Source organism: Synechococcus sp. JA-3-3Ab (assembly GCF_000013205.1).
Classification (GTDB): Bacteria; Cyanobacteriota; Cyanobacteriia; order Thermostichales; family Thermostichaceae; genus Thermostichus.
Genome location: NC_007775.1, coordinates 631,600 through 649,744, shown reverse-complemented (window position 1 = coordinate 649,744; position 18,145 = coordinate 631,600). Strand labels below are relative to the sequence as shown.

The following is an 18,145-nucleotide window of genomic DNA, read 5'->3' as shown; positions in this document are numbered from 1 at the left end:
GGCAGTGAAGAGTTGGAGACTTTTTCCATGACGACGACCCTGGTTACGCCCAAGCTCCCCCCTTCCACCCATCCCTTTGCCGAGGTGGTGCATCGCCTCGAGGCAGGGGGATCGATGCTGCCGGATACGCCGGAAAACCTGATGCAAATTATCGGCCTCTACAAAGCCTATGCGGTGCCGATGGACTTTTACTGGCGCGATCTGCTCTACATTGCCGAGCAGGTGTTTGTGGATCCCTTGCCCTTTTTTAAGTTCATCATTCCCGAAGAATATTTGAAGCTGGCCAACCACTACGCGGGGGATAATGCCGATTTGCGCATTTGGCGCGGCCCCGCTACGGCCCACCCGGAACTGCTGGAGTTCATGGAAAAAGGGGAGCTCAAGCGCAAGCTGCCGCGGATTTTGCATCACCTTTGGCATGACCGCATCAACATGGAATTTGCCGAAGAATGTATGCGGGCCATGCTCTGGCACCGGGATATGGGGGGCCTGCTGGATCCCTATATGGATTCGGAAGAATACAAGCAAAATGCCGACCGCGCCATCCGCGCCTACTGCCAAGGCAACCCTCTGTTGATGGGGCTATACAAGCTCTTCCCAGACATGTTTTTAGAGCTATGCCGCCAGGCCACCATGTATTCAGTGCTGGGACTCTTTTGGGAGGTGATGGCGCCGGTTTTCTTTGAAATGAGCGATCTCTACGACGAGGGCAAAATTACCAGCGTGCCGGAGGCGATGAACTTCTTGGTCAGGGGGATCTTCGCCGTTGCCGGACGGCCCATTTATCACCGGGTGCGCATCCGCGGAGAATGGTACGATATTGTGCCCAAATCCAAGGGATTTACCTGGCTATACGAGGCGGCTTTCCCCTACGTAGAGGCGGTGTTTTATCGCTCTTCTCCCTTCCGCGGCACCAAGTCCTATAACGCCCAGGCCAACCAAGTGCCCGTTAACCAGTTGGACTTTCACTACGGGGTTCTCTACGCCGACAAGTTTCCCGTGGCCAGTGCCGGGATCCCGCCGACCCTTTTGCACCAGGATATGTACCACTTTTTGCCCCAGTATTTGGTGGAGTATTACCGCAAGCATTGCCGTGGTGAAGACGACATGCTGATCCAGCTTGGGATCAGCTTCCAGCGCTCCATGTACAACGTTACTTCAGCCGTGATCCAGGCGGGGAGAGCCGCTTTCTTGTATCCTCTGGACGATCCCAACCCGCGGCATTTGATGATGAACCGCCGTTATTTTGAGGGACAGCTCAATCGCTTCACCCGACCGGAATACGGCATCCGCGAGGCAGCCCGCCTCTCCTATATTCAGGATCAAAACTACCGCTAGTTGAGGACAATTACGCCGATTTCAGGTGGTCGGTTTTGGCTTTCCCTTTTCCCGATCCTGCTTGGACCCAACTGCTCTTCTGAACCTGCCGTCCAGACCTTTATTCCCACTTCAGCAAAACAAGGATCTTGGCCATGCCTGATATTGTCGATATTGCAGTTTCTGCTGAGGGTTTTTCCACCTTGGTTACAGCCGTGAAGGCGGCAAACTTGGTGGATACTTTGAAAGGCCCTGGCCCTTTCACTGTTTTTGCGCCCACCGATGCGGCTTTTGCCAAGTTGCCCCCCGGCACCGTCACCACCCTAGTGCAAAACATCCCCCAATTGACTCGCATTTTGTGTTACCACGTGGTGCCCGGTCGCCTGAAAAAGGCGGATTTGGCCAAGTACCAGCGTGTAGGCTCGGTAGAGGGATCCCCCATCGATTTGTTTATCGAGGGGGACGTGTTTGAGGTGAACAATGCCACCGTTATCCAGGCGGATATCGAGGCGGACAACGGCATCATTCACGTCATCGACACCGTGATCCTGATGCGCCCCCACTGGTTCTGGCCGATCATGCTCTCGGGAGAAACAGGGAAAAGCGAGGGCCAAAGCTTGGCTAGCGACCGCAGAGTCGATACACCGGCAAGGTGAAATGAAAACTGCTGCCCTTGCCCAGGATCGATTCCACCCAAATCTGGCCATAGTGGGCGCGCACGATGCGACGGCAAAGGGAAAGGCCAATGCCATAGCCTTCCTGCTGTTGGTCGCGGGATAGGCGCACCGCATCGGAGAAGATGTTCTCTTGCTCGGCTTCCGGGATCCCAGGGCCGGTGTCGCTGACGGTCACCTGTACCTTTTGGCTGGTGCGGTGGAGGATGTTGAGGCGGATGGATCCCCCGGCGGGAGTGTACTTGATGGCATTGTCCAACAGGTTGAAAATAACCTGGCGGATCTTGTCGGGATCCACGTGAACTGTGGGCAGATCCACCGGAATATCGGCTTGAAACTGCAATTGCTTGGCTTGGATGCGAGGCAGTAGCTCCTCGATCACTGGCTGGCATAGGCTGGCCAACTGAGTTTCCACGGCTCGAATCCGCAGCTCCGAGGCACTGCCACGGGCCGACTCGAGAATATCGGTGATCATGCTGTCCATCTTGCGCAATTGCTGGCGGGCATGCTCGAACAACTGCCGCTCCACCGCCTTGTCCAGGGATCCTTCTCGCCCTTGCTGTAGGGTTTCGACCGCCAGGGCTGTAGCCGTCAGGGGGCTGCGCAAATCGTGCACCAGCATGGCCAGAACGCGGTCTTTGAAGTCCAACTGCTCCCGCAGTTGGGCGCGCTCCTGGCGCAGCGAAAACACCTCTTCCGACATTTGCAACAACGCCTCGGTGGTCGGGGGAGGAGCAGGATCTTGACCCGCCTCTTCCTGGTAGGAAACCAAAGCCGCCTGACCCTGCCAGCGGGGCCACCACACTTCCAACTGCGTCGCCAGATCTTCGCCCGCCAAGACCTGAGCCGGCAGGGGTTCTGCTTTCACCAAGGCTGGCGTCACCACCAACTTGTAGTGCTCTGCTAGGTAGGGGTGCTCCTCCAGCGGTACCACCTTCAGATGGGCAGGATGCTGGCCCGGCAGCCCCTGGATGTGCCGACGCAATTGCTCCGCCAGTTCCTCGATATTGGCTCGACCCTGAGCAAACAACAGCAGGCGAATGCCAGAACGGGTGGAGGTGCGATCTAGCGAAGTTTGCATAGGCAAAAGTCCCAAGGGCCAAAGATGAGGTCTGCAGCAGCAGAGGTTGCCGCCAACGAAACCCGGCTCCCTCGCTGCCCGTCCTTTACCTTCCTAACACTTAACTTTGGGAAAAGTTTAGGAGGGAACATCAAAGGCAGTGAAACTCAGTGAAACAGATACGCCAGCCCTACCAACACTGCCAGCAACCCCGCTGTTGTCAGAGTGAAGTGCAGGAGGGAGGTTTTGCCTTTACGCACCATGTTGCGCATGGCCAGGCGGGTATAGCTCACCTGAGGCGAGGATCCCTTCTCAACAGGGGTGGAGCTGACAGGAGAGGGCTGCGACATCGGGATGGCCGGAACAAAAGCTGAACACTACCTTTAACCTAGCCCAATCCACCCCTCTTGATAAATACCCCCTGCCCCCCAGGGCGCTGGCTCAGTCAAACCGGCAAGGGATCCGCAGGCACTGCTGCAACAGCTCCTGGTAATCCCGTCCGTCCATGAGAAAAGCCCCAAAGCGAGCCAGGTGCGGGTTCATCAACTGGGCGTCAAAAAGGCGAAAGCCCCGCTCCCGCAGGTGTTCCACCAGCTTGACCAGCGCCACCTTCGAAGCGTTGGGAATGCGGTAAAACATCGATTCGCCGATAAAGGCCGCCCCCAAAGCAATGCCCAGGATCCCGCCTGCTAGGGTGTCTCCCTGCCAGGTTTCAAAGCTGTGGGCAAACCCCGCTTGGTGCAGGGCAAGGTAGATCTGCTTTAATTCCGAGCTAATCCAAGTTTGGGGGCGAGCGGCACAGCCCTCCACCACTTGCTCAAAAGCGCCGTTGATCCGCACCTGAAAGCAACTGCCGCGCACCAAAGGCCGCAGCGAACGGGGACAGTGAAACCGCTCGTCCAAAGGGATCAGCGCGTGCTGCTCGGTGCCATACCAGGCCAGGGATCCGGTTTCTTCGTCCGCCATGAGGAAGTAGCCCTGGGCATATCCGGTCAGAATAGCGCCTATATCTACCTGCATGCTGTCTCTGCGCCTCTCAAGATTGCCATTCCGGCGAGAGGCTGGCAAAGTCTCCCGCATCGACCTTGGGGTGACAATCCACACAGCCGCTCACCCGCACTGGGTTGGGAAAGTCTACTTGCGGGTGCAAAGCGCGGAAGTAGCGAGACTCGGCCAGGCGATAGGGCACCGGTTCCCCTTGGCGCAGGGGACGGGAATTAGGCCGCAAATAGCCCCAAGCCAGTTGTAAAGCCACGCCGGTCAGGGGCTGGATCTGCTGGCCGTAGTGGTTGGGATCCTGTAGCAGCCGTCGCCAGGTTTCGGTGGGCAACACCTGAGCGGGCAGCGCCACATGGCAAGTGCCGCAACTGCGCACGTATTGGGCCTGCTCCAACTGGGCCTGGGTGAGGCTTTGCTGCGCTTGCGTCAGGGATCCCATCAATCCGACCAGAAGGACGATCAGGCCAAAAAGCCAAAATCGCCGCTGTCGCTTTCTCAAGGGAGCCATGCTCTCACACCAAGGTCAATGCTTTCCCAATTTAGACCAGCCCGCGAAAGATCCAGGCCCAGTTCCTGGAATTGGCTTGGCCTATCTTTGCAGAAACTCCAGAAAATCCCGCCACCAATTGCAGATCCCTTGCCACATCCGCAGCATTTCTTGGCGTATCTGATACATTTACGCTGAACACTGCTGAACATCACTGTTCAACTATGCAGCGATAGCATTCTGTTTGTTTCCAAACAGAATGGCGGTATCCCGCAAAGCTTTGAGTAGAATACCCAAAGCGCAGTTTCCGTGTCGTCTTACTACCAATTTTCTGCTTTGCTTTGGCTACCATGTTGGCAGACTCGAAAGTAAACAGAAAGATCAACTGATAGTAATCCGTACTGAACATATTATACATTATTTTCAGTATAGTTGAGCTTATTATTGACTAGAGTCATGCTCTCCCGTTTCCTCCTGCAGCTAAGCCGGGCGGAGCTCGATAGCACCGCTGCGCCTGTCAAAGCGAGCCAGAGCTCCTCGGGGAGCCAGCATCAGTTTCTGCGATCAGCACCTCGTGCTTTTGCACAATTCAGTTCAGCGCTTTCAGCTCCTTGCCCAGGGTTTGAGCGGTGCTGGACAGGCTGGATAGCATCAGTGGCAGCCTAGTTTTTGGACTCTCTCTCCGACAAGAGCAGGTCGCAGCCAAATCCGGCTGGGTCTAAAATAGCGGGGCTGCGGACTCTCCCTCGAGTTTTTCGTATGGACTTGCCTAACCTCCTCTGGCCAGACCCCGGCGAGATCCCGGCTCCTCCCCAGCCGGGGATCCTGGGCATCTTGGCTTCCGGCAACGGCAGCAACTTCGAGGCCATCGCCCAAGCCATCGATGCTGGCGAGCTACGGGCGCAAATTGCCGTCGTGATCACCAACAATCCAGACGCCTACGTGCGGCAGCGGGCGCGGCGAAGAGGGATCCCTTGTATTCTGCTCAACCATCGGCACTATGCCAGCCGGGAGGCGCTGGACGCGGCCATCTTGCAAGTGCTCCAGGAGTATCAGGTGGAGTGGGTGATCATGGCCGGCTGGATGCGTTTGGTGACCCAAGTGTTGCTGTCTGCCTATCCGGAGCGGGTTTTAAACCTCCACCCCAGCCTCTTGCCCAGCTTCAAGGGCCTGCGGGCGGTGGAGCAGGCGCTGGAGTACGGCGTGAAAATCACCGGCTGCACCGTCCACCGGGTCACGTTGGAAATGGATAGCGGCCCCATTGTGGCGCAAGCAGCCGTACCGGTTTTGCCGGAAGATACGGTGGAATCCCTTTACCGGCGCATCCAGGCCCAGGAACACCGCCTCTACCCGCTGGCCATCCGCCTCTGTTTGGCCGAGGGATCCCGCCTCCCCAAGTTCTCGGAGAAGCTGCACAATTGAGGGTGAGCCCGCCGCTGGCGCCCCCTATGGCCGAAATCTCGCCGTTGCTCGTTTTCGACAGCTCTGCGATCCTGGCCGGTCGCCCGGCTCTGTGGCAGGAATGGGCCCGTTTTGGGGTGTGTGTGCTGCCCCAGGCGGTGATGGCGGAGCTAGAACGCCTAACCCGACAGGCCATCGACCCCCAAGAAGAATCGACAGCGCGCGCCTTCTTGCGCCACTGGCCCCGTTTGGGATTTGCCGTCTCAGAAGCCCGCGCCCTGGTGGGTGAAGTCAACGCCGGCGAGCAGTCGCTGCGAGTCCGCCTAGAGCAGGCCATTGCCGAGTGTGCCTATGCCCTGGCCCAACAGCAGCCGGGATCCCTGGTGGTGGTGGTGAGCAACGACCGACCCTTGGTCGAGCGAGTGCAGGGGCTGGGCCTTGCCAACCTCTGTGCCATCTCTCTGGCCGAGCTCAACCGGTGGATGCGCCAGCGCCAGCGCCCCCAGGCTGTGGCTATGGCTTGGAAGCGGCTGCCAGGGCCTCCCATTCCCGCTGCTCCGTTGCCCCCCTCCCCAACTTCTGCAAAACCACCCTCCCCCGCTCAAAAGGGCTCCCGACCTGTTCAACGGAGATCTCAGGTTGGATTCGCCTGGAAAAGCGTGCAAAACTCCCTGGCGCTGCTGCTGGCTTTGGCTTTCTTCTCGGCAGCAGGGTTGCTGGCCTGGCGTTTGTTGGATCCCACGGGGAGCGAAGGGATCTGGCGGCGGCTGCCCCTGTCTCGGACCCTTGGCTGCGCGATCTCTAGCCGCTTTGGCCGAAAGAGCCCCCGCAGACCTATGCTAGGATGAGGGCTTGCTGAAAACCCGGATCCCGCCCCATGACGGAAACGGCTGACCTTTGGCCCCAGCTTTTGGGACAGTTGCTGGAGCGGCAATCTCTGAGCGAAGCCCAAGCCGAACAGTTGATGAACGGCTGGCTGCACAACCAAGTGCCGGATGTGGTGTCGGGAGCGATTTTGGCGGCCCTGCAAGCCAAGGGGGTCAGCGCCAGTGAACTGGCCGGCATGGCGCGGGTGCTGCAGCGAGCTTCCCTGGGATCCCCCCTGGATCTGCCCCTGTTGGTGGATACTTGCGGCACCGGGGGAGATGGGGCCGGCACGTTTAACATTTCCACTGCCGTGGCCTTCGTGGTCAGCGCTGCCGGGATCCCAGTCGTGAAGCACGGCAACCGCTCTGCTTCTGGCAAGGTTGGCTCGGCGGACGTGCTGGAGGCGTTGGGGGTGAACCTGAGCGCTGAGCCAGAGCAAGTGCGGGCGGCGGTGGCGGAAGTGGGCATCACCTTTCTCTTTGCCCCCCACTGGCACCCGGCCATGCGGGCGGTGATCCCCTACCGCCGCGCCCTTAAAGTTCGCACTGTCTTTAATCTCTTGGGGCCCCTGGTCAATCCCCTCTATCCCAACCGCCAGGTGATCGGGGTTTATGCCCCGGAGCTGGTGCCGGTGATGGCCGAGGCCTTGCGTCTGTTGGGGCGGGAAAGGGCCGTGGTGTTGCACAGCCGCGAAGGTCTGGACGAGGCCGGGTTGGATCAGCCCACCGATCTGGGCATCCTTTCCGGTGGGCTGGTACGAACAGAAGTTTTGAACCCGCGAGATTACGATCTTACGCCCGCACCTGTCCAGGCCCTCCAGGGGGGGAACTTGGCGGAAAATGCCGCCATCCTCGCCCAAGTTCTCCAAGGATCCGGAGCGCCTGCCCAGCGGGATGTGGTGGCCCTCAATGCCGCTTTGGCCCTGCAGGTGGCCGGAGCCGTTCCCGATTGGGGATCCGGAATTGCCCAAGCGCGGGAGATCCTTGCCAGCGGCGCTGCCTGGGATCGCCTGCAAAAGCTGGTCAATTTTCTGGCTTCGTGACGTACTCCCGCACTCATGCTGACGCATAGAGTGCGGGCTTCCCAGTGACTCCTGCCCAATAGCAGGACATTTCCTGAGCTTGAAGAACGGGACGCCCCACCGCTCTGGATTTGATGACCCTCGCCGAGTTGTGATCCCTGCCAATCCTCAACCCACAGTGCGGACAATCGTGCCACCGCTCATGCAGCTTTTTGGGCACATCTCGACCACACCCCGAGCACCCTTGACTGCTGCCGCGGGGATCCCCTGCAATCGTCAACAGCCCAGCTCTTTCAGCCTTGGCTGCCAAAATTTGCAGGAACTCACCCCACCCGGCATCATCAACAGATTTGGCTAGTCTGCTTCTAGCCAGACCCCTAATAGTAAGCGCCTCATGAGCAATGTGCTTCCCCTTACTTAACAACTTCTTTGCCATCTTGTAGTGAAAATCTTTGCGCTGGTTGGCTACTTTGTAAAACCGTCGGGCAAAGGGCGGTGTTGGACCAGCTTGACCGGCCCAACCTTGGGCAGATGGATAAACTGCCCTCGAATGCAGTCCTGCTTCATCTGAGGGAAGGTGAAGGAGCGATACCGCCCTACTCCCTTAAACCTAGGCCTGCCTGCCCGCTTGCCGTTACAGTCGCCTTTTAGCCATCGGTCAAAGGCCCTTTGCACCCGCTGTAGGCAGTCTTGGAGCACCTGGGAATGAATCGCTTGGTATTCGGGGAAGAGAGCCTTTGTGTTTACCAAGTCTCGTTTCTGTGAGTCGAAGGTGGGCTTGTCTTTCAACACAGGCAGATGGCAGACTGTCAACGGGCAAGCGTGGCTGTTGCAGCGATTTTGCTCCCACCCGTTGAACCGTTCTGCCAGGCGATAGTTGTACTGCCTACGCAGCAGCTCCAGCCACTCACCCATCAGGGCGACTTGGCTAGCAGTAGGGCGCAAGCGGTACTGGTAAGCGGTTCTCATGATGAATGCATCGTACCTGTTGAACGCTCCCGCCTCTCATCCCGACTCTGGCCGGCCCGCCCCCCTACATCCCTCCGCCCCCCTATATCCCCCCGTATACGGGGGGACTGGGGGGCTGGGGGGCTGGGATATAGGGGGGTACAGAGCGGGGCTTCCAGGACTACGTCCCGCTAGCGCGAACGGCGGATTAGCTAAAACTCCCGCCCTCGCCCAAAGGCCAGAACTTCATCCACCCCCAAGCGAGGCTTGCGCGGCAAGTTGCCGGGCGCAGGGTAGCCCACCGCCAGCAGCATCACCGGCACGTAGCGATCGGCAATCCCAAACTCTCGCTTGACCCCTTCAGGGTCAAAGCCGATCATCGGCCCGCTCACCAAACCCTTCGCCTGCGCCGCGATCATCAGTGCCATGGCCGCCAGCGCCCCGGAGCGAATCGCCTCGTCCCGCGCCAAGGTGGGGTTGTTGGCGTAGGTGGCTTGGGCCATGCTTACCCAACTTTCCGCCCGCTCAGCAGGGAGGATCCCGGCGGCAACGGCCCTTTGGGCGATCTCAGGCAGCTTCTCATAGCCCTTCAGATCCCCCAAGATGATAAACACCACCGCCGCATCCGCCACCTTCTGCTGGTTGTAGGCCAGGGCCTTGAGGCGCTCTTTATCTGCAGGATCGGCGACGGCAACAAACCGCCAATGCTGGATGTTGAAGGAAGAGGGGGCTTCCGTAGCATAGGCAACCAGCTCTTGGATCTCCATCTCCGATAAAGAGCGGCTGGGATCGAACTTGTCGGCGGAGATGCGCGCTTTTAGGGCGGCTAGGGCGTCCATCGCAATCCTCGAAGCTCAAAGGTCGAAAGCAAGAAGGCTGCTGACCCCACGACTGGAGGCAGAGTTGGTGAGCAGCCGTACATTCTGGGTTCAAACGGTCTGCCCTCTCTAGGTTATCTCCTTTTTAGCCGGTCTGAAGCAACCGGTGAGCCGGGCCTTGGCAAGCAGCCCCCTCGGCCAAACGGGATCCCTGGCCCAAAGGCGGCTATGATAAGGGGATAATCAAGGCTCTAGCCCGCAGCATTGGATTTTGCGGGGTCACAGACCGGCGATGGCGAGCGGTGTGGTTGATGGGGAGAGGCAACCTGTGAATTTCGGTCGCGTGCTGACGGCAATGGTGACTCCCTTTACACCTGAGGGGGAGCTTAACTACGAAGAAGCCGCTCGTTTGGCCGATTACTTGGTAACCCATGGCAGCGATGGTCTCGTGGTCTGTGGCACCACCGGCGAGTCTCCCACCCTAACCTGGCAAGAGGAGTACGAACTGTTCCGCGTGGTGCGAGATGCGGTGGCCGGTCGGGCTAAAGTTATCGCCGGGACGGGATCCAACTCCACCCGCGAAGCCATTGAAGCCACCAAAAAAGCTGCCCAATTGGGCTTGGATGGCTCTTTACAGGTGGTGCCCTACTACAACAAACCCACCCAAGCTGGCCTCTATCAGCACTTTAAGGCGATCGCCCAAGCCAGCGACCTGCCCATCATGCTCTACAACATTCCTGGTCGGACGGGGGTGAGCCTGCAGCCGGAAACTGTGGCGAAATTGGCGGAGTTGGAAACGATTGTCGCCATCAAGGAAGCTAGTGGTATAATGGACGCAGTCTCGGAAATTCGGCGGCTCACTCCCTCACATTTCGGCATCTACTCAGGAGATGACTCTCTGACATTGCCGATCCTATCTTTGGGAGGCAGCGGTGTGGTCAGTGTAGCTAGCCACTTAGTTGGGCCGCAACTGCAGGAATTGATTCAAAGCTACAGCAGGGGACAACACGACCAAGCCTTGACTTATCATTTGCGTCTGTTTCCGCTGTTTAAGGCTTTGTTTATTGAGACCAACCCTGTTCCGATCAAAGCAGCGCTAGAGATGCAGGGTTGGCTAGTGGGGCAGGTGCGCCCTCCGCTGGTGCCTCTCCAGGGCGGTTCTTTACAGGTTTTACGGCAAGTGCTGCAAGAAATGGGCCTCCTGGCTGAAGCGCAGGGATCCGAACGAAGGACGGCGAAGGCTTCATGATTCGATTATTTTCTTAGGTTTTACCTTTACCATGACGAGAGTTTTTTAAGGGTTAGGGGGTCTTCTGTGGCGTTTGAGCTGTGATTAAGACAGTTTTCCTTCTAATTTTTGCTTTTTCCCAACTGGGAAAGAGGTAAATTGCAACAGCGGAATCCGCCTTTTACCTATGACCTTGCGGGTAAGTTTGCTGGGATTTGTCTATACCAGTTTTCGTCTGTTGTTTGACTGTCACTGTTGAGGATCTAAAGCTAGTATGCCAACACCACCTACTTCGATCGCTTCCCGTCCTGCGGCTTCGGCAGCTAAGCCCACTTCCTCTCTGCAGATGATCCCGCTAGGAGGCGAGCGGGAGATCGGCAAAAACACCTGGGCCTTCCGCTACGAGGATGACATCATCCTGCTGGATGCCGGTTTGGCTTTTCCCGATGAGAGCATGCACGGCATCAACATCGTGCTGCCGGACATGACCTACATCAAGCAAAACCGGGACAAGGTGCGGGGGATGGTAGTTACCCACGGCCACGAAGATCACATTGGCGGGATCCCGTATCACCTACGAGAATTCGACATTCCGGTTATCTATGGCCCGCGTTTGGCGCTGGCGCTGCTGGAGGACAAGCTGCGCGAGGTGGGGCTGTTGAACCGCACAGAATTGCGCCCGGTCGGGCCGCGAGATATCGTGCCCCTGAGCAAGAACTTTTTTGCCGAATTCATCCGCAATACCCACTCTTTTCCCGACAGCTTCACGGTGGCTCTGCACACGCCGGTGGGTGTTGTCATCCAGACGGGCGACTTCAAGATCGACCACACACCGGTGGATGGGGAGCGCTTCGACCTGCAGCGGCTGGCCGAGCACGGGGAAAAGGGGGTGCTGTGTCTGATTAGCGACTCCACCAACGCCGAGGTGCCCGGGTTTACTCCTTCCGAAGCCTCGGTAGTGCCAGGCCTTACCAAGGCGATTGCGGGAGCCAAGGGACGGGTGATCATCACTACCTTCGCTTCTTCGGTACATCGCCTCAACTTGGTGTTGCAGATTGCTGAGCAGCAGGGCCGGGTGGTGTCTTTGCTGGGGCGCTCGATGTTGAACGTGGTGGCTCACGCGCGGCGCCTGGGCTACATCCGCTGCAAGGACGAGACGCTGCAGCCGATGCATGTCATCAACAGCCTGCCGGACGACAAAGTGATCATCCTCACCACGGGATCCCAAGGCGAGCCGCTGGCTGCTCTGACCCGCATTGCCAACGGCGAGCATCCGCAGTTGCAGATCAAGCCAGGAGACACGGTGATTTGGTCGGCCAACCCCATTCCCGGCAACACGCTCGCAGTAACGCGGGTCATCGACAAGCTGATGGAGCTGGGAGCCGATGTCATCTACGGCAAGGACAAGGGGCTACACGTCTCCGGCCACGGCTGTCAGGAAGACCAAAAGCTGATGATCGCCCTCACGCGCCCCAAGTTCTTTGTTCCTACCCACGGGGAGTACCGCATGCTCGTCAAGCACGCCGAAACGGCGATGAGCATGGGGATCCCGCGGGAAAACATCGTGATCATCGGCAACGGCGATGTGGTGGAGGTGAACCAGGAGCGCATTGCCATTGTAGACAAAGTGCCTTCTGGCCTGCAGATGATCGCCGCTTCCCACGATGGGGTGGTGATGGACGAGATGCTGCAAGAGCGCCAGCAGATGGCCAAAGATGGCATGCTGACGGTGGTGATCAGCTTGGATGGCAGGGGCCAGTTGCTCTGCACGCCGCAGGTGCAAAGCTTGGGCCTAGCAGGCGAGGGCACCTCTCTCAAGGGATCCGACCTGAAACCCCTGCTGGAGGACACCCTCAAGCAAGCTTGGCCGCGCTTTGCCCGCTCGCTGGAGCGGGGCAGGCTGGATATTGACTGGGCCGGCCTCAAGGCAGAAGTGGAGCGGGTGGTGCGCCGCTTTGTGCGGGAACAGTTGCCCGGCAAGCCGACGGTGCTGGTTTTTGTGCAATCGCCTGAGGAGGAGTCTGTACCTGTAACTGCTCTGCCCACAGGGGAGACGAAGACAGAACAGGAACGGATAGCCCTGGGGCGGCGGCGGCGCTCCTCGGCGGCGGTGGCGGCTTCGTAAGACCCGGTGGCTGGCGCTCAGGTCTCCTCCTTCTTCCCTAGGCCGGGGGGGTTGAGCTCTGCTGCCGGAAAGCTGCTGGAAGAGAGCTCTGCCTTGCCAAGGGCGGCCAACGCTTCGGGAGAAAGGGATCCCACGTCGCTAAAGGGCGGGCAGCGGTTTTGGGGCGGAACGGGCTGCTGCAGGGCTCTCAGGAAGGCCTCGGCCAGGTCGGCGTAGCCCCGGTCGTTGGGGTGGAAGCCGTCGGCCAGCGGGCCGGGAAAGAAGGATTCGCGGCGGTAGGAGCGGGGATCGCAGAGCAAGTCCACCACCGGGATCCCTTGCTGGCTCAAGGGGTTGATGGCCCGTTGGCTGAGGCCGACGGAGACCAGAGCCAGCAGTCGGCGCAGGCTGCTGGGCTGCTGCTGGCCCAAGGGGATCAGGGCAAAGTTGGGCAGGTTGGCCACTGCCAGGCGGGCTTGGGGGGCGCGGGCGTGCACCGCCTGCAGCAGGGTTTGGTAGTCGGCGGCAAATTGTTGGATCTGGCGCTCGACAAAGGGCAAGGGATCCTCCCCCTGCAGGGCCCGTTGGGCGGCGGCAAAAACAATGGCGTTGGTGTCGTTGCCGCCCACCCAGATGGTGATTAGGTCAGCATTGGGAGGGATGCGCGGCACTTGATCCTGGAGCAGGTTGGCCGGGATCCCTTCCCGCAGGGCTTGCATGGCCGGGCTGAGCACCGCTCCCGAGCGGCCCAAGTTGATGAGCTCCACCGGGCCGGGCAGCAGGCGGGCCAGGCGAGGGACATACCCCGTTCCATTGGGGCAGTCCAGGGGTTCTGAGCGCTGCGGACGGGTGCCGGCCGCGTTGGCCGGGCCATCGCAGGAGATGGAGGCGTTGAAGCCGACGGCATCGCTGGCTCCCAGGGCAACGTAGCGGGTGAGGGCGGGTGGGCCGGGCACAGCAGGCAGAGGGGATTTCGAAGCGGCAGAACAGGCGGCTAGCCCTGATCCGAGCAGCAAAATTAGGATTGAGAGGAGGAGCAGCCCAGCCGTCTGAGGGTCTGGAGGTCGGTTTTTTCGGTATCTGGACGCTTGCATCTGTCGGCAAAGAAAGCAGGTGCAAGGGGGTAGCTTTGGAAAGACTGGGCAGGGGTCGGGCCGGGCGGGAAGCCCCCCAGACAGGCTAACCAAAGATCGGCCAATCGGCGAGTATGGTGGGAGTATGGCGCTGCGCTTTTGCAAGTCCCGCACCTACCACGATCCCCTGCACGGCGCCATCAGCCTGGATGGCGGGGATCCGGTTGAGGCGCTGCTGATTCGCCTCATCGACACACCGGCCTTCCAACGCCTGCGCCGCATCCGCCAGTTGGACACCGCTTTTTTGACCTTCCACGGGGCCGAGGGATCCCGCTTTACCCACTCGGTGGGGGTGCTGCAGGTTACGCGGCGGCTGCTCGACAAGTTGGCCCGCCGCTACCCGGAGCTGCGCCCCTACCGCGCCGTTACCCTGGTTGCCGCCCTGCTGCACGACATTGGGCACCCTCCTTTTAGCCATGCAGGGGAGGAGATTTTTGGCTGCCGCCATGAGGTCTGGACGGCCCGCATTGTACGCGAGGATCCCCAGGTGGCGACTCTTCTGGCGGAGTTCGACCCGCAACTGCCCGCTCAACTGGAGCAGGTGTGGCAGAAACGCTTCCCCCTGCCGCTGGTGGGGCAGCTCATTGCCAGCCAACTGGACTGCGACCGTTTTGATTACCTCATGCGCGACAGCCTGCTCACCGGCGCCCAATACGGCCACCTGGATCTGGATCGCATCCTCACGGTGTTGGACTACGACCCGGAGACGGGATCCCTCTCCATTCCCGCCCGCAAAGGCCTGGGAGCCATCGAACATTACCTGGTGGTGCGCTACTTCATGTACACCCAGGTCTACCAGCACCCCAAGAGCCTCTGCGCCCGCTTCATTTTGGATCGCCTCTTCAAGCGGGCCCAGATCCTTTTGCAAAAGGGGGAGATCGAGTTGGATCCCATCCTGAGCGCCTGGTGCTGGGCCGCGCTGGCGGCGCAAAAGGGGGATCCCTTCGAGCTGCCTTTGCCCCTCTACCTGGCCGCTGACGATGTGATGTTCAGCTACCCTTTCCGCTTTTGGGCTATGGTGGGGAAGGATCCCATCTTGGCGGATCTGGCGCGGCGCTACCTGGAGCGGGATCTGTTCAAAGCCCGCAACCTCACCCGCTTGCCAGCCGAGCGACGCCAAGAGCTGGTGGCAACTCTAAGCCAGAAGATGCAGCGAGATGGCTTGGATCCAGAAAGCTATCTGGGAATCCGCTCCGCCCACGTCCAGGGCTACAGCTTTTACGACCAAGGGATCCAGCTCAAAACCGAAGACGGCTACGCAGAAATTGCCCAGCTCTCGCCGCTGGTGCGGGCTTTGGTGGAAACGCAAAGCCAGGTTTGGCTGATCTTTCCCCGCCCCTACAGCGATATCGTAGAAGGGGCGCTGTCTGCTTAGAGGATTGGGAGATCCTAGGGCCAGGGCATGGGCAAAGCCGTTCGTATCTAAGCGAGGGAAGCAAGCGTGGGGATCCCGGAGATCCTGGCGGGGGTGTTGGCGCCGACGGCCCTGGCCATTGCGTTGGTGGCGCTGCGGCTGTGGCGGGCGCTGCGGGCCTCCCCCTGGCTGAGGGATCCCTCGCCGGAGCAAGCGGCAGCAGTGGCAGCGGCCATGGAGCGGCTGGCGGTGATCGTGCCCGCCTACAACGAAGCGGAGAACGTGGTGGGCTGCCTGAGCAGCATCCTGGACAGCACCGCCGCCCCCTTGCAAGTGTGGCTGGTGGACGACGACTCCACCGATGCCACCTGGGAGCTGGCCCAGGGACTGGCCGCCAAGCGACAGGATCCGCGGCTGCACCTGCTCAAAGGGGATCCCCGCCCCCAAGGCCAGACCTGGGTGGGCAAAAACTGGGCCTGTGCCCAAGCCGTTGCCGCCCTAGCCGCCCAGCCTGATCCCCCCGACTACCTGCTCTTTCTCGACTGCGACGTGCGGCTGGAAAGTGGAGCCATCGAAGCCGCCTTAGGACATTTGCTGGCAAGCGGCAGCGGCCTGGTAAGCGTGGGGCCGCAGTTGGTGTGCGGCTGCCTGGCCGAGTGGCTGGTGCAGCCCATCATGATGGTCATCTTGGCGGCAGGCTACGACTTTGCCGCCGTGAACGATCCCGACAACCCCAAAGCCTTTGCCTTCGGGCCGTTCATGCTGTTTCGCCGCTCCGCCTACGAGCAAGTGGGCGGACACGCCGGCGTGGCCGAGGTGGTCATCGAGGATGTGGCGCTGGGACAGCGCATCAAAGCGGCCGGCCTCGGCCTGCAGATCTGCCTGGGGGGGCCGCGGGTGCGCAGCCGCATGTACGCCAATGGGGCCGCCCTCTGGGAAGGGTGGACGAAAAACTGGTTCCTGGGCCTGGAGCGCAACTGGGCCTTGGCCGTGTTGGCAATGGTCACGGTCTTGGGCCTCTGCAGCTTGCCTTGGCTGGGGTTGATCTTGGCCTTGGCCACCGGATCCCTGCAGGTCTTGGCGGCCAGCCTGGCCGGGATCCTGGGCCAAGGGGTCATCCGCCTGCTTCTGTGGCGTTGGGCCCACCTGCCCCTGCGCTACTGGTGGCTGACGGCGGTGGGAGGCTGGGTGACGGCGGCTATCATCTTGGCTTCTGCCATCCGCACCACCAGCGGGCGCAACTGGACTTGGCGGGGCCGTCCCCTGAGGTCAAACTAGCCTGGATCCTCTGAAACCCCTTGGGAACATGGTCTAATGGGGAATGTTCGGGAAGGATCCCAAAATAACCAAGCGGCGTTTACAAGAGCGGCGTTTACAAGGCGTTTACAAAGTGAGATAGCACAATGCAGGCTTTGGTCATCGGCTCCGGGGGACGGGAACACGCTCTGGCCTGGAAGCTGCTGCAGTCTCCCCAGATTACTCGGGTCTACTGGGCACCTGGCAACGGCGGCGCCCAGCAGATGCCCCGCTGCCAATCAGTGGCTTTGGCGGCCACCGACATCGAGGGGCTGGTGCGATTTGCTACCGTGCAGGGGATCCGCCTGACGGTGGTGGGGCCGGAGCTGCCCCTGGTGGAGGGAATTGTGGACGCCTTTCAGGCAGCGGGGCTGCCCATTTTTGGCCCCAGTCGCGCCGCCGCCCAACTGGAGGGAAGCAAGCTCTGGGCCAAGCAACTGATGCAGGAAGCAGGGATCCCTACGGCTCCGGCGGTAGGCTTTGCCGACTTGTCGGAGGCGCTGGCCCACCTGAATTCTCGCAGCTACCCCGTGGTGATCAAAAAAGATGGGCTGGCTGCCGGCAAGGGGGTAACCGTTGCCCAAAACCGGGAAGAAGCCGTGCAAGCCCTGGAAGCAGCCCTGGCCAAGCCGGGCGATCAGGTGCTGATCGAGGAGTTTATCCCCGGCCAGGAGGTGTCGGTTTTGGCTCTAACCGATGGCCAGATCTGTGTGCCGCTGCCACCTGCCCAGGACTACAAGCGCCTTGGCGAGGGCGATACTGGCCCCAACACCGGCGGCATGGGAGCTCATGCCCCTGCGGATCACCTGGTCACTCCAGAAGGGTTGGCCCGCATCCAAACCCAGATCCTGGATCCCACCCTGGAGGCTTTGCAACGGCGGGGCATCCGCTACCAGGGGGTGATCTATGCCGGTTTGATGATCACGCCCAGTGGGGATCCCTACGTGTTGGAGTACAACTGCCGCTTTGGGGATCCAGAGGCTCAAGTCCTCCTGCCCTTGCTGGAAAACCCTTTGGACGAGGTGCTGCTGGCCTGTATAGAAGGACGGCTGGCCCAAATCCAGCTCAAATGGAAACCCGGCTATGCCGCCTGCGTGGTGATGGCAGCCCCAGGCTATCCCGATGCCTACGAGCGAGGGATCCCCATCTCCGGCTTGGATGCAGCTGCCACCACGGGGGCGTTGGTGTTTCATGCGGGTACCCGCCAGGCAGGCAAGCAGCTCCTGAGCGATGGCGGGCGCGTTCTCTGTCTTACCGGCCAAGGGGCAACCCTATCCGAGGCCCTGCGCCAAGCCTACGCAGCTGTGGAGCAAGTGCAGTTTCCCAAGGCCTACTACCGTTTTGACATCGGCAGCCACGCCCTGGGGCCTGCCGTCCGCCGAGGAGTGATCCCTACCCCATAAAGCCATCCCTTGCCCTCTCAGCTGCAGCCGGATGG

The 18,145-nt window shown here is 60.4% G+C and carries 18 protein-coding genes; 10 read left to right on the top strand and 8 right to left on the bottom strand.

All coding sequences use genetic code 11. The features are described 5' to 3' along the window. Positions 1-27: 27 nt before the first annotated feature. Both CYA_RS03000 and CYA_RS02995 read left to right on the top strand, forming a co-directional pair. Positions 28-1,338 carry a CO2 hydration protein gene (locus CYA_RS03000; protein ID WP_011429535.1) on the top strand — a complete coding sequence of 437 codons (1,311 nt, stop codon included), beginning with the start codon at positions 28-30 and terminating at the stop codon, positions 1,336-1,338. Between the two features lie 134 nt (positions 1,339-1,472). Further along, positions 1,473-1,973: a fasciclin domain-containing protein gene (locus CYA_RS02995; RefSeq protein WP_011429534.1), complete on the top strand. Its 501-nt coding sequence runs from the start codon at positions 1,473-1,475 to the stop codon at positions 1,971-1,973. Here the strand turns inward: CYA_RS02995 and CYA_RS02990 are convergent. The 4 genes from CYA_RS02990 to CYA_RS02975 form a co-directional block, all read right to left on the bottom strand. Further along, the gene (locus tag CYA_RS02990) at positions 1,939-3,072 is read right to left on the bottom strand and encodes a histidine kinase (RefSeq protein ID WP_011429533.1); all 1,134 of its coding nucleotides are present in this window, start codon (positions 3,070-3,072) and stop codon (positions 1,939-1,941) included. The genes CYA_RS02995 and CYA_RS02990 overlap by 35 nt on opposite strands. A 146-nt stretch (positions 3,073-3,218) precedes the next feature. Then, positions 3,219-3,401, bottom strand: a complete 183-nt coding sequence (locus tag CYA_RS02985; RefSeq protein ID WP_011429532.1) for a DUF3285 domain-containing protein — start codon at positions 3,399-3,401, stop codon at positions 3,219-3,221. 91 nt (positions 3,402-3,492) lie between these two features. Then, a complete protein-coding gene (aat, locus tag CYA_RS02980; protein ID WP_011429531.1) occupies positions 3,493-4,071 on the bottom strand; it encodes a leucyl/phenylalanyl-tRNA--protein transferase in 579 nt (192 codons plus the stop codon). 16 nt (positions 4,072-4,087) lie between these two features. Next, on the bottom strand, positions 4,088-4,558 hold the full coding sequence (locus CYA_RS02975; RefSeq protein ID WP_011429530.1) for a hypothetical protein: 471 nt from the start codon (positions 4,556-4,558) through the stop codon (positions 4,088-4,090). Positions 4,559-5,296: 738 nt separating this feature from the next. On the opposite strand from CYA_RS02975, the gene purN reads away from it, so the two are divergent. Genes purN through trpD form a run of 3 tightly spaced genes read left to right on the top strand, consistent with a single transcriptional unit; the run spans position 5,297 to position 7,847 of the window. Next, positions 5,297-5,959 carry a phosphoribosylglycinamide formyltransferase gene (gene purN, locus CYA_RS02970; protein ID WP_011429529.1) on the top strand — a complete coding sequence of 221 codons (663 nt, stop codon included), beginning with the start codon at positions 5,297-5,299 and terminating at the stop codon, positions 5,957-5,959. Between the two features lie 26 nt (positions 5,960-5,985). After that, a complete protein-coding gene (locus CYA_RS02965; protein ID WP_011429528.1) occupies positions 5,986-6,786 on the top strand; it encodes a PIN domain-containing protein in 801 nt (266 codons plus the stop codon). Positions 6,787-6,815: 29 nt separating this feature from the next. Beyond that, positions 6,816-7,847 (top strand): anthranilate phosphoribosyltransferase, encoded by a 1,032-nt coding sequence (gene trpD / locus CYA_RS02960; protein WP_011429527.1) that lies wholly within the window; start codon positions 6,816-6,818, stop codon positions 7,845-7,847. A gap of 13 nt (positions 7,848-7,860) precedes the next feature. Here trpD and CYA_RS15240 read toward each other — a convergent pair whose 3' ends face one another. From CYA_RS15240 to CYA_RS02950, 3 genes are all read right to left on the bottom strand, one after another. Further along, positions 7,861-8,262, bottom strand: coding sequence for a transposase (locus tag CYA_RS15240; RefSeq protein ID WP_228375423.1), 402 nt, complete (start codon positions 8,260-8,262; stop codon positions 7,861-7,863). Positions 8,263-8,291: 29 nt separating this feature from the next. Then, on the bottom strand, positions 8,292-8,795 hold the full coding sequence (locus CYA_RS15235) for an RNA-guided endonuclease InsQ/TnpB family protein (protein WP_228375422.1): 504 nt from the start codon (positions 8,793-8,795) through the stop codon (positions 8,292-8,294). Between the two features lie 191 nt (positions 8,796-8,986). Then, entirely contained in the window at positions 8,987-9,613 is a 627-nt protein-coding gene (locus tag CYA_RS02950) for a nitroreductase family protein (protein WP_011429526.1), read from the bottom strand. Positions 9,614-9,884: 271 nt separating this feature from the next. Between CYA_RS02950 and dapA the strand changes: the two genes are divergently transcribed. Both dapA and CYA_RS02940 read left to right on the top strand, forming a co-directional pair. Continuing rightward, positions 9,885-10,841 carry a 4-hydroxy-tetrahydrodipicolinate synthase gene (gene dapA / locus CYA_RS02945; RefSeq protein ID WP_049749712.1) on the top strand — a complete coding sequence of 319 codons (957 nt, stop codon included), beginning with the start codon at positions 9,885-9,887 and terminating at the stop codon, positions 10,839-10,841. 253 nt (positions 10,842-11,094) lie between these two features. Further along, a complete protein-coding gene (locus tag CYA_RS02940; protein WP_011429524.1) occupies positions 11,095-12,945 on the top strand; it encodes a ribonuclease J in 1,851 nt (616 codons plus the stop codon). A 17-nt stretch (positions 12,946-12,962) separates the two neighbouring features. Here CYA_RS02940 and CYA_RS02935 read toward each other — a convergent pair whose 3' ends face one another. Next, entirely contained in the window at positions 12,963-13,880 is a 918-nt protein-coding gene (locus CYA_RS02935; RefSeq protein ID WP_187147165.1) for an SGNH/GDSL hydrolase family protein, read from the bottom strand. Positions 13,881-14,142: 262 nt separating this feature from the next. Here CYA_RS02935 and CYA_RS02930 point away from each other — a divergent pair, with 262 nt between their 5' ends. From CYA_RS02930 to purD, 3 genes are all read left to right on the top strand, one after another. Then, positions 14,143-15,432, top strand: coding sequence for an HD domain-containing protein (locus CYA_RS02930; RefSeq protein ID WP_011429522.1), 1,290 nt, complete (start codon positions 14,143-14,145; stop codon positions 15,430-15,432). 66 nt (positions 15,433-15,498) lie between these two features. Continuing rightward, positions 15,499-16,689: a glycosyltransferase gene (locus tag CYA_RS02925; RefSeq protein ID WP_228375421.1), complete on the top strand. Its 1,191-nt coding sequence runs from the start codon at positions 15,499-15,501 to the stop codon at positions 16,687-16,689. A gap of 125 nt (positions 16,690-16,814) precedes the next feature. After that, the gene (gene purD / locus CYA_RS02920; protein ID WP_011429520.1) at positions 16,815-18,110 is read left to right on the top strand and encodes a phosphoribosylamine--glycine ligase; all 1,296 of its coding nucleotides are present in this window, start codon (positions 16,815-16,817) and stop codon (positions 18,108-18,110) included. Positions 18,111-18,145: the final 35 nt, after the last annotated feature.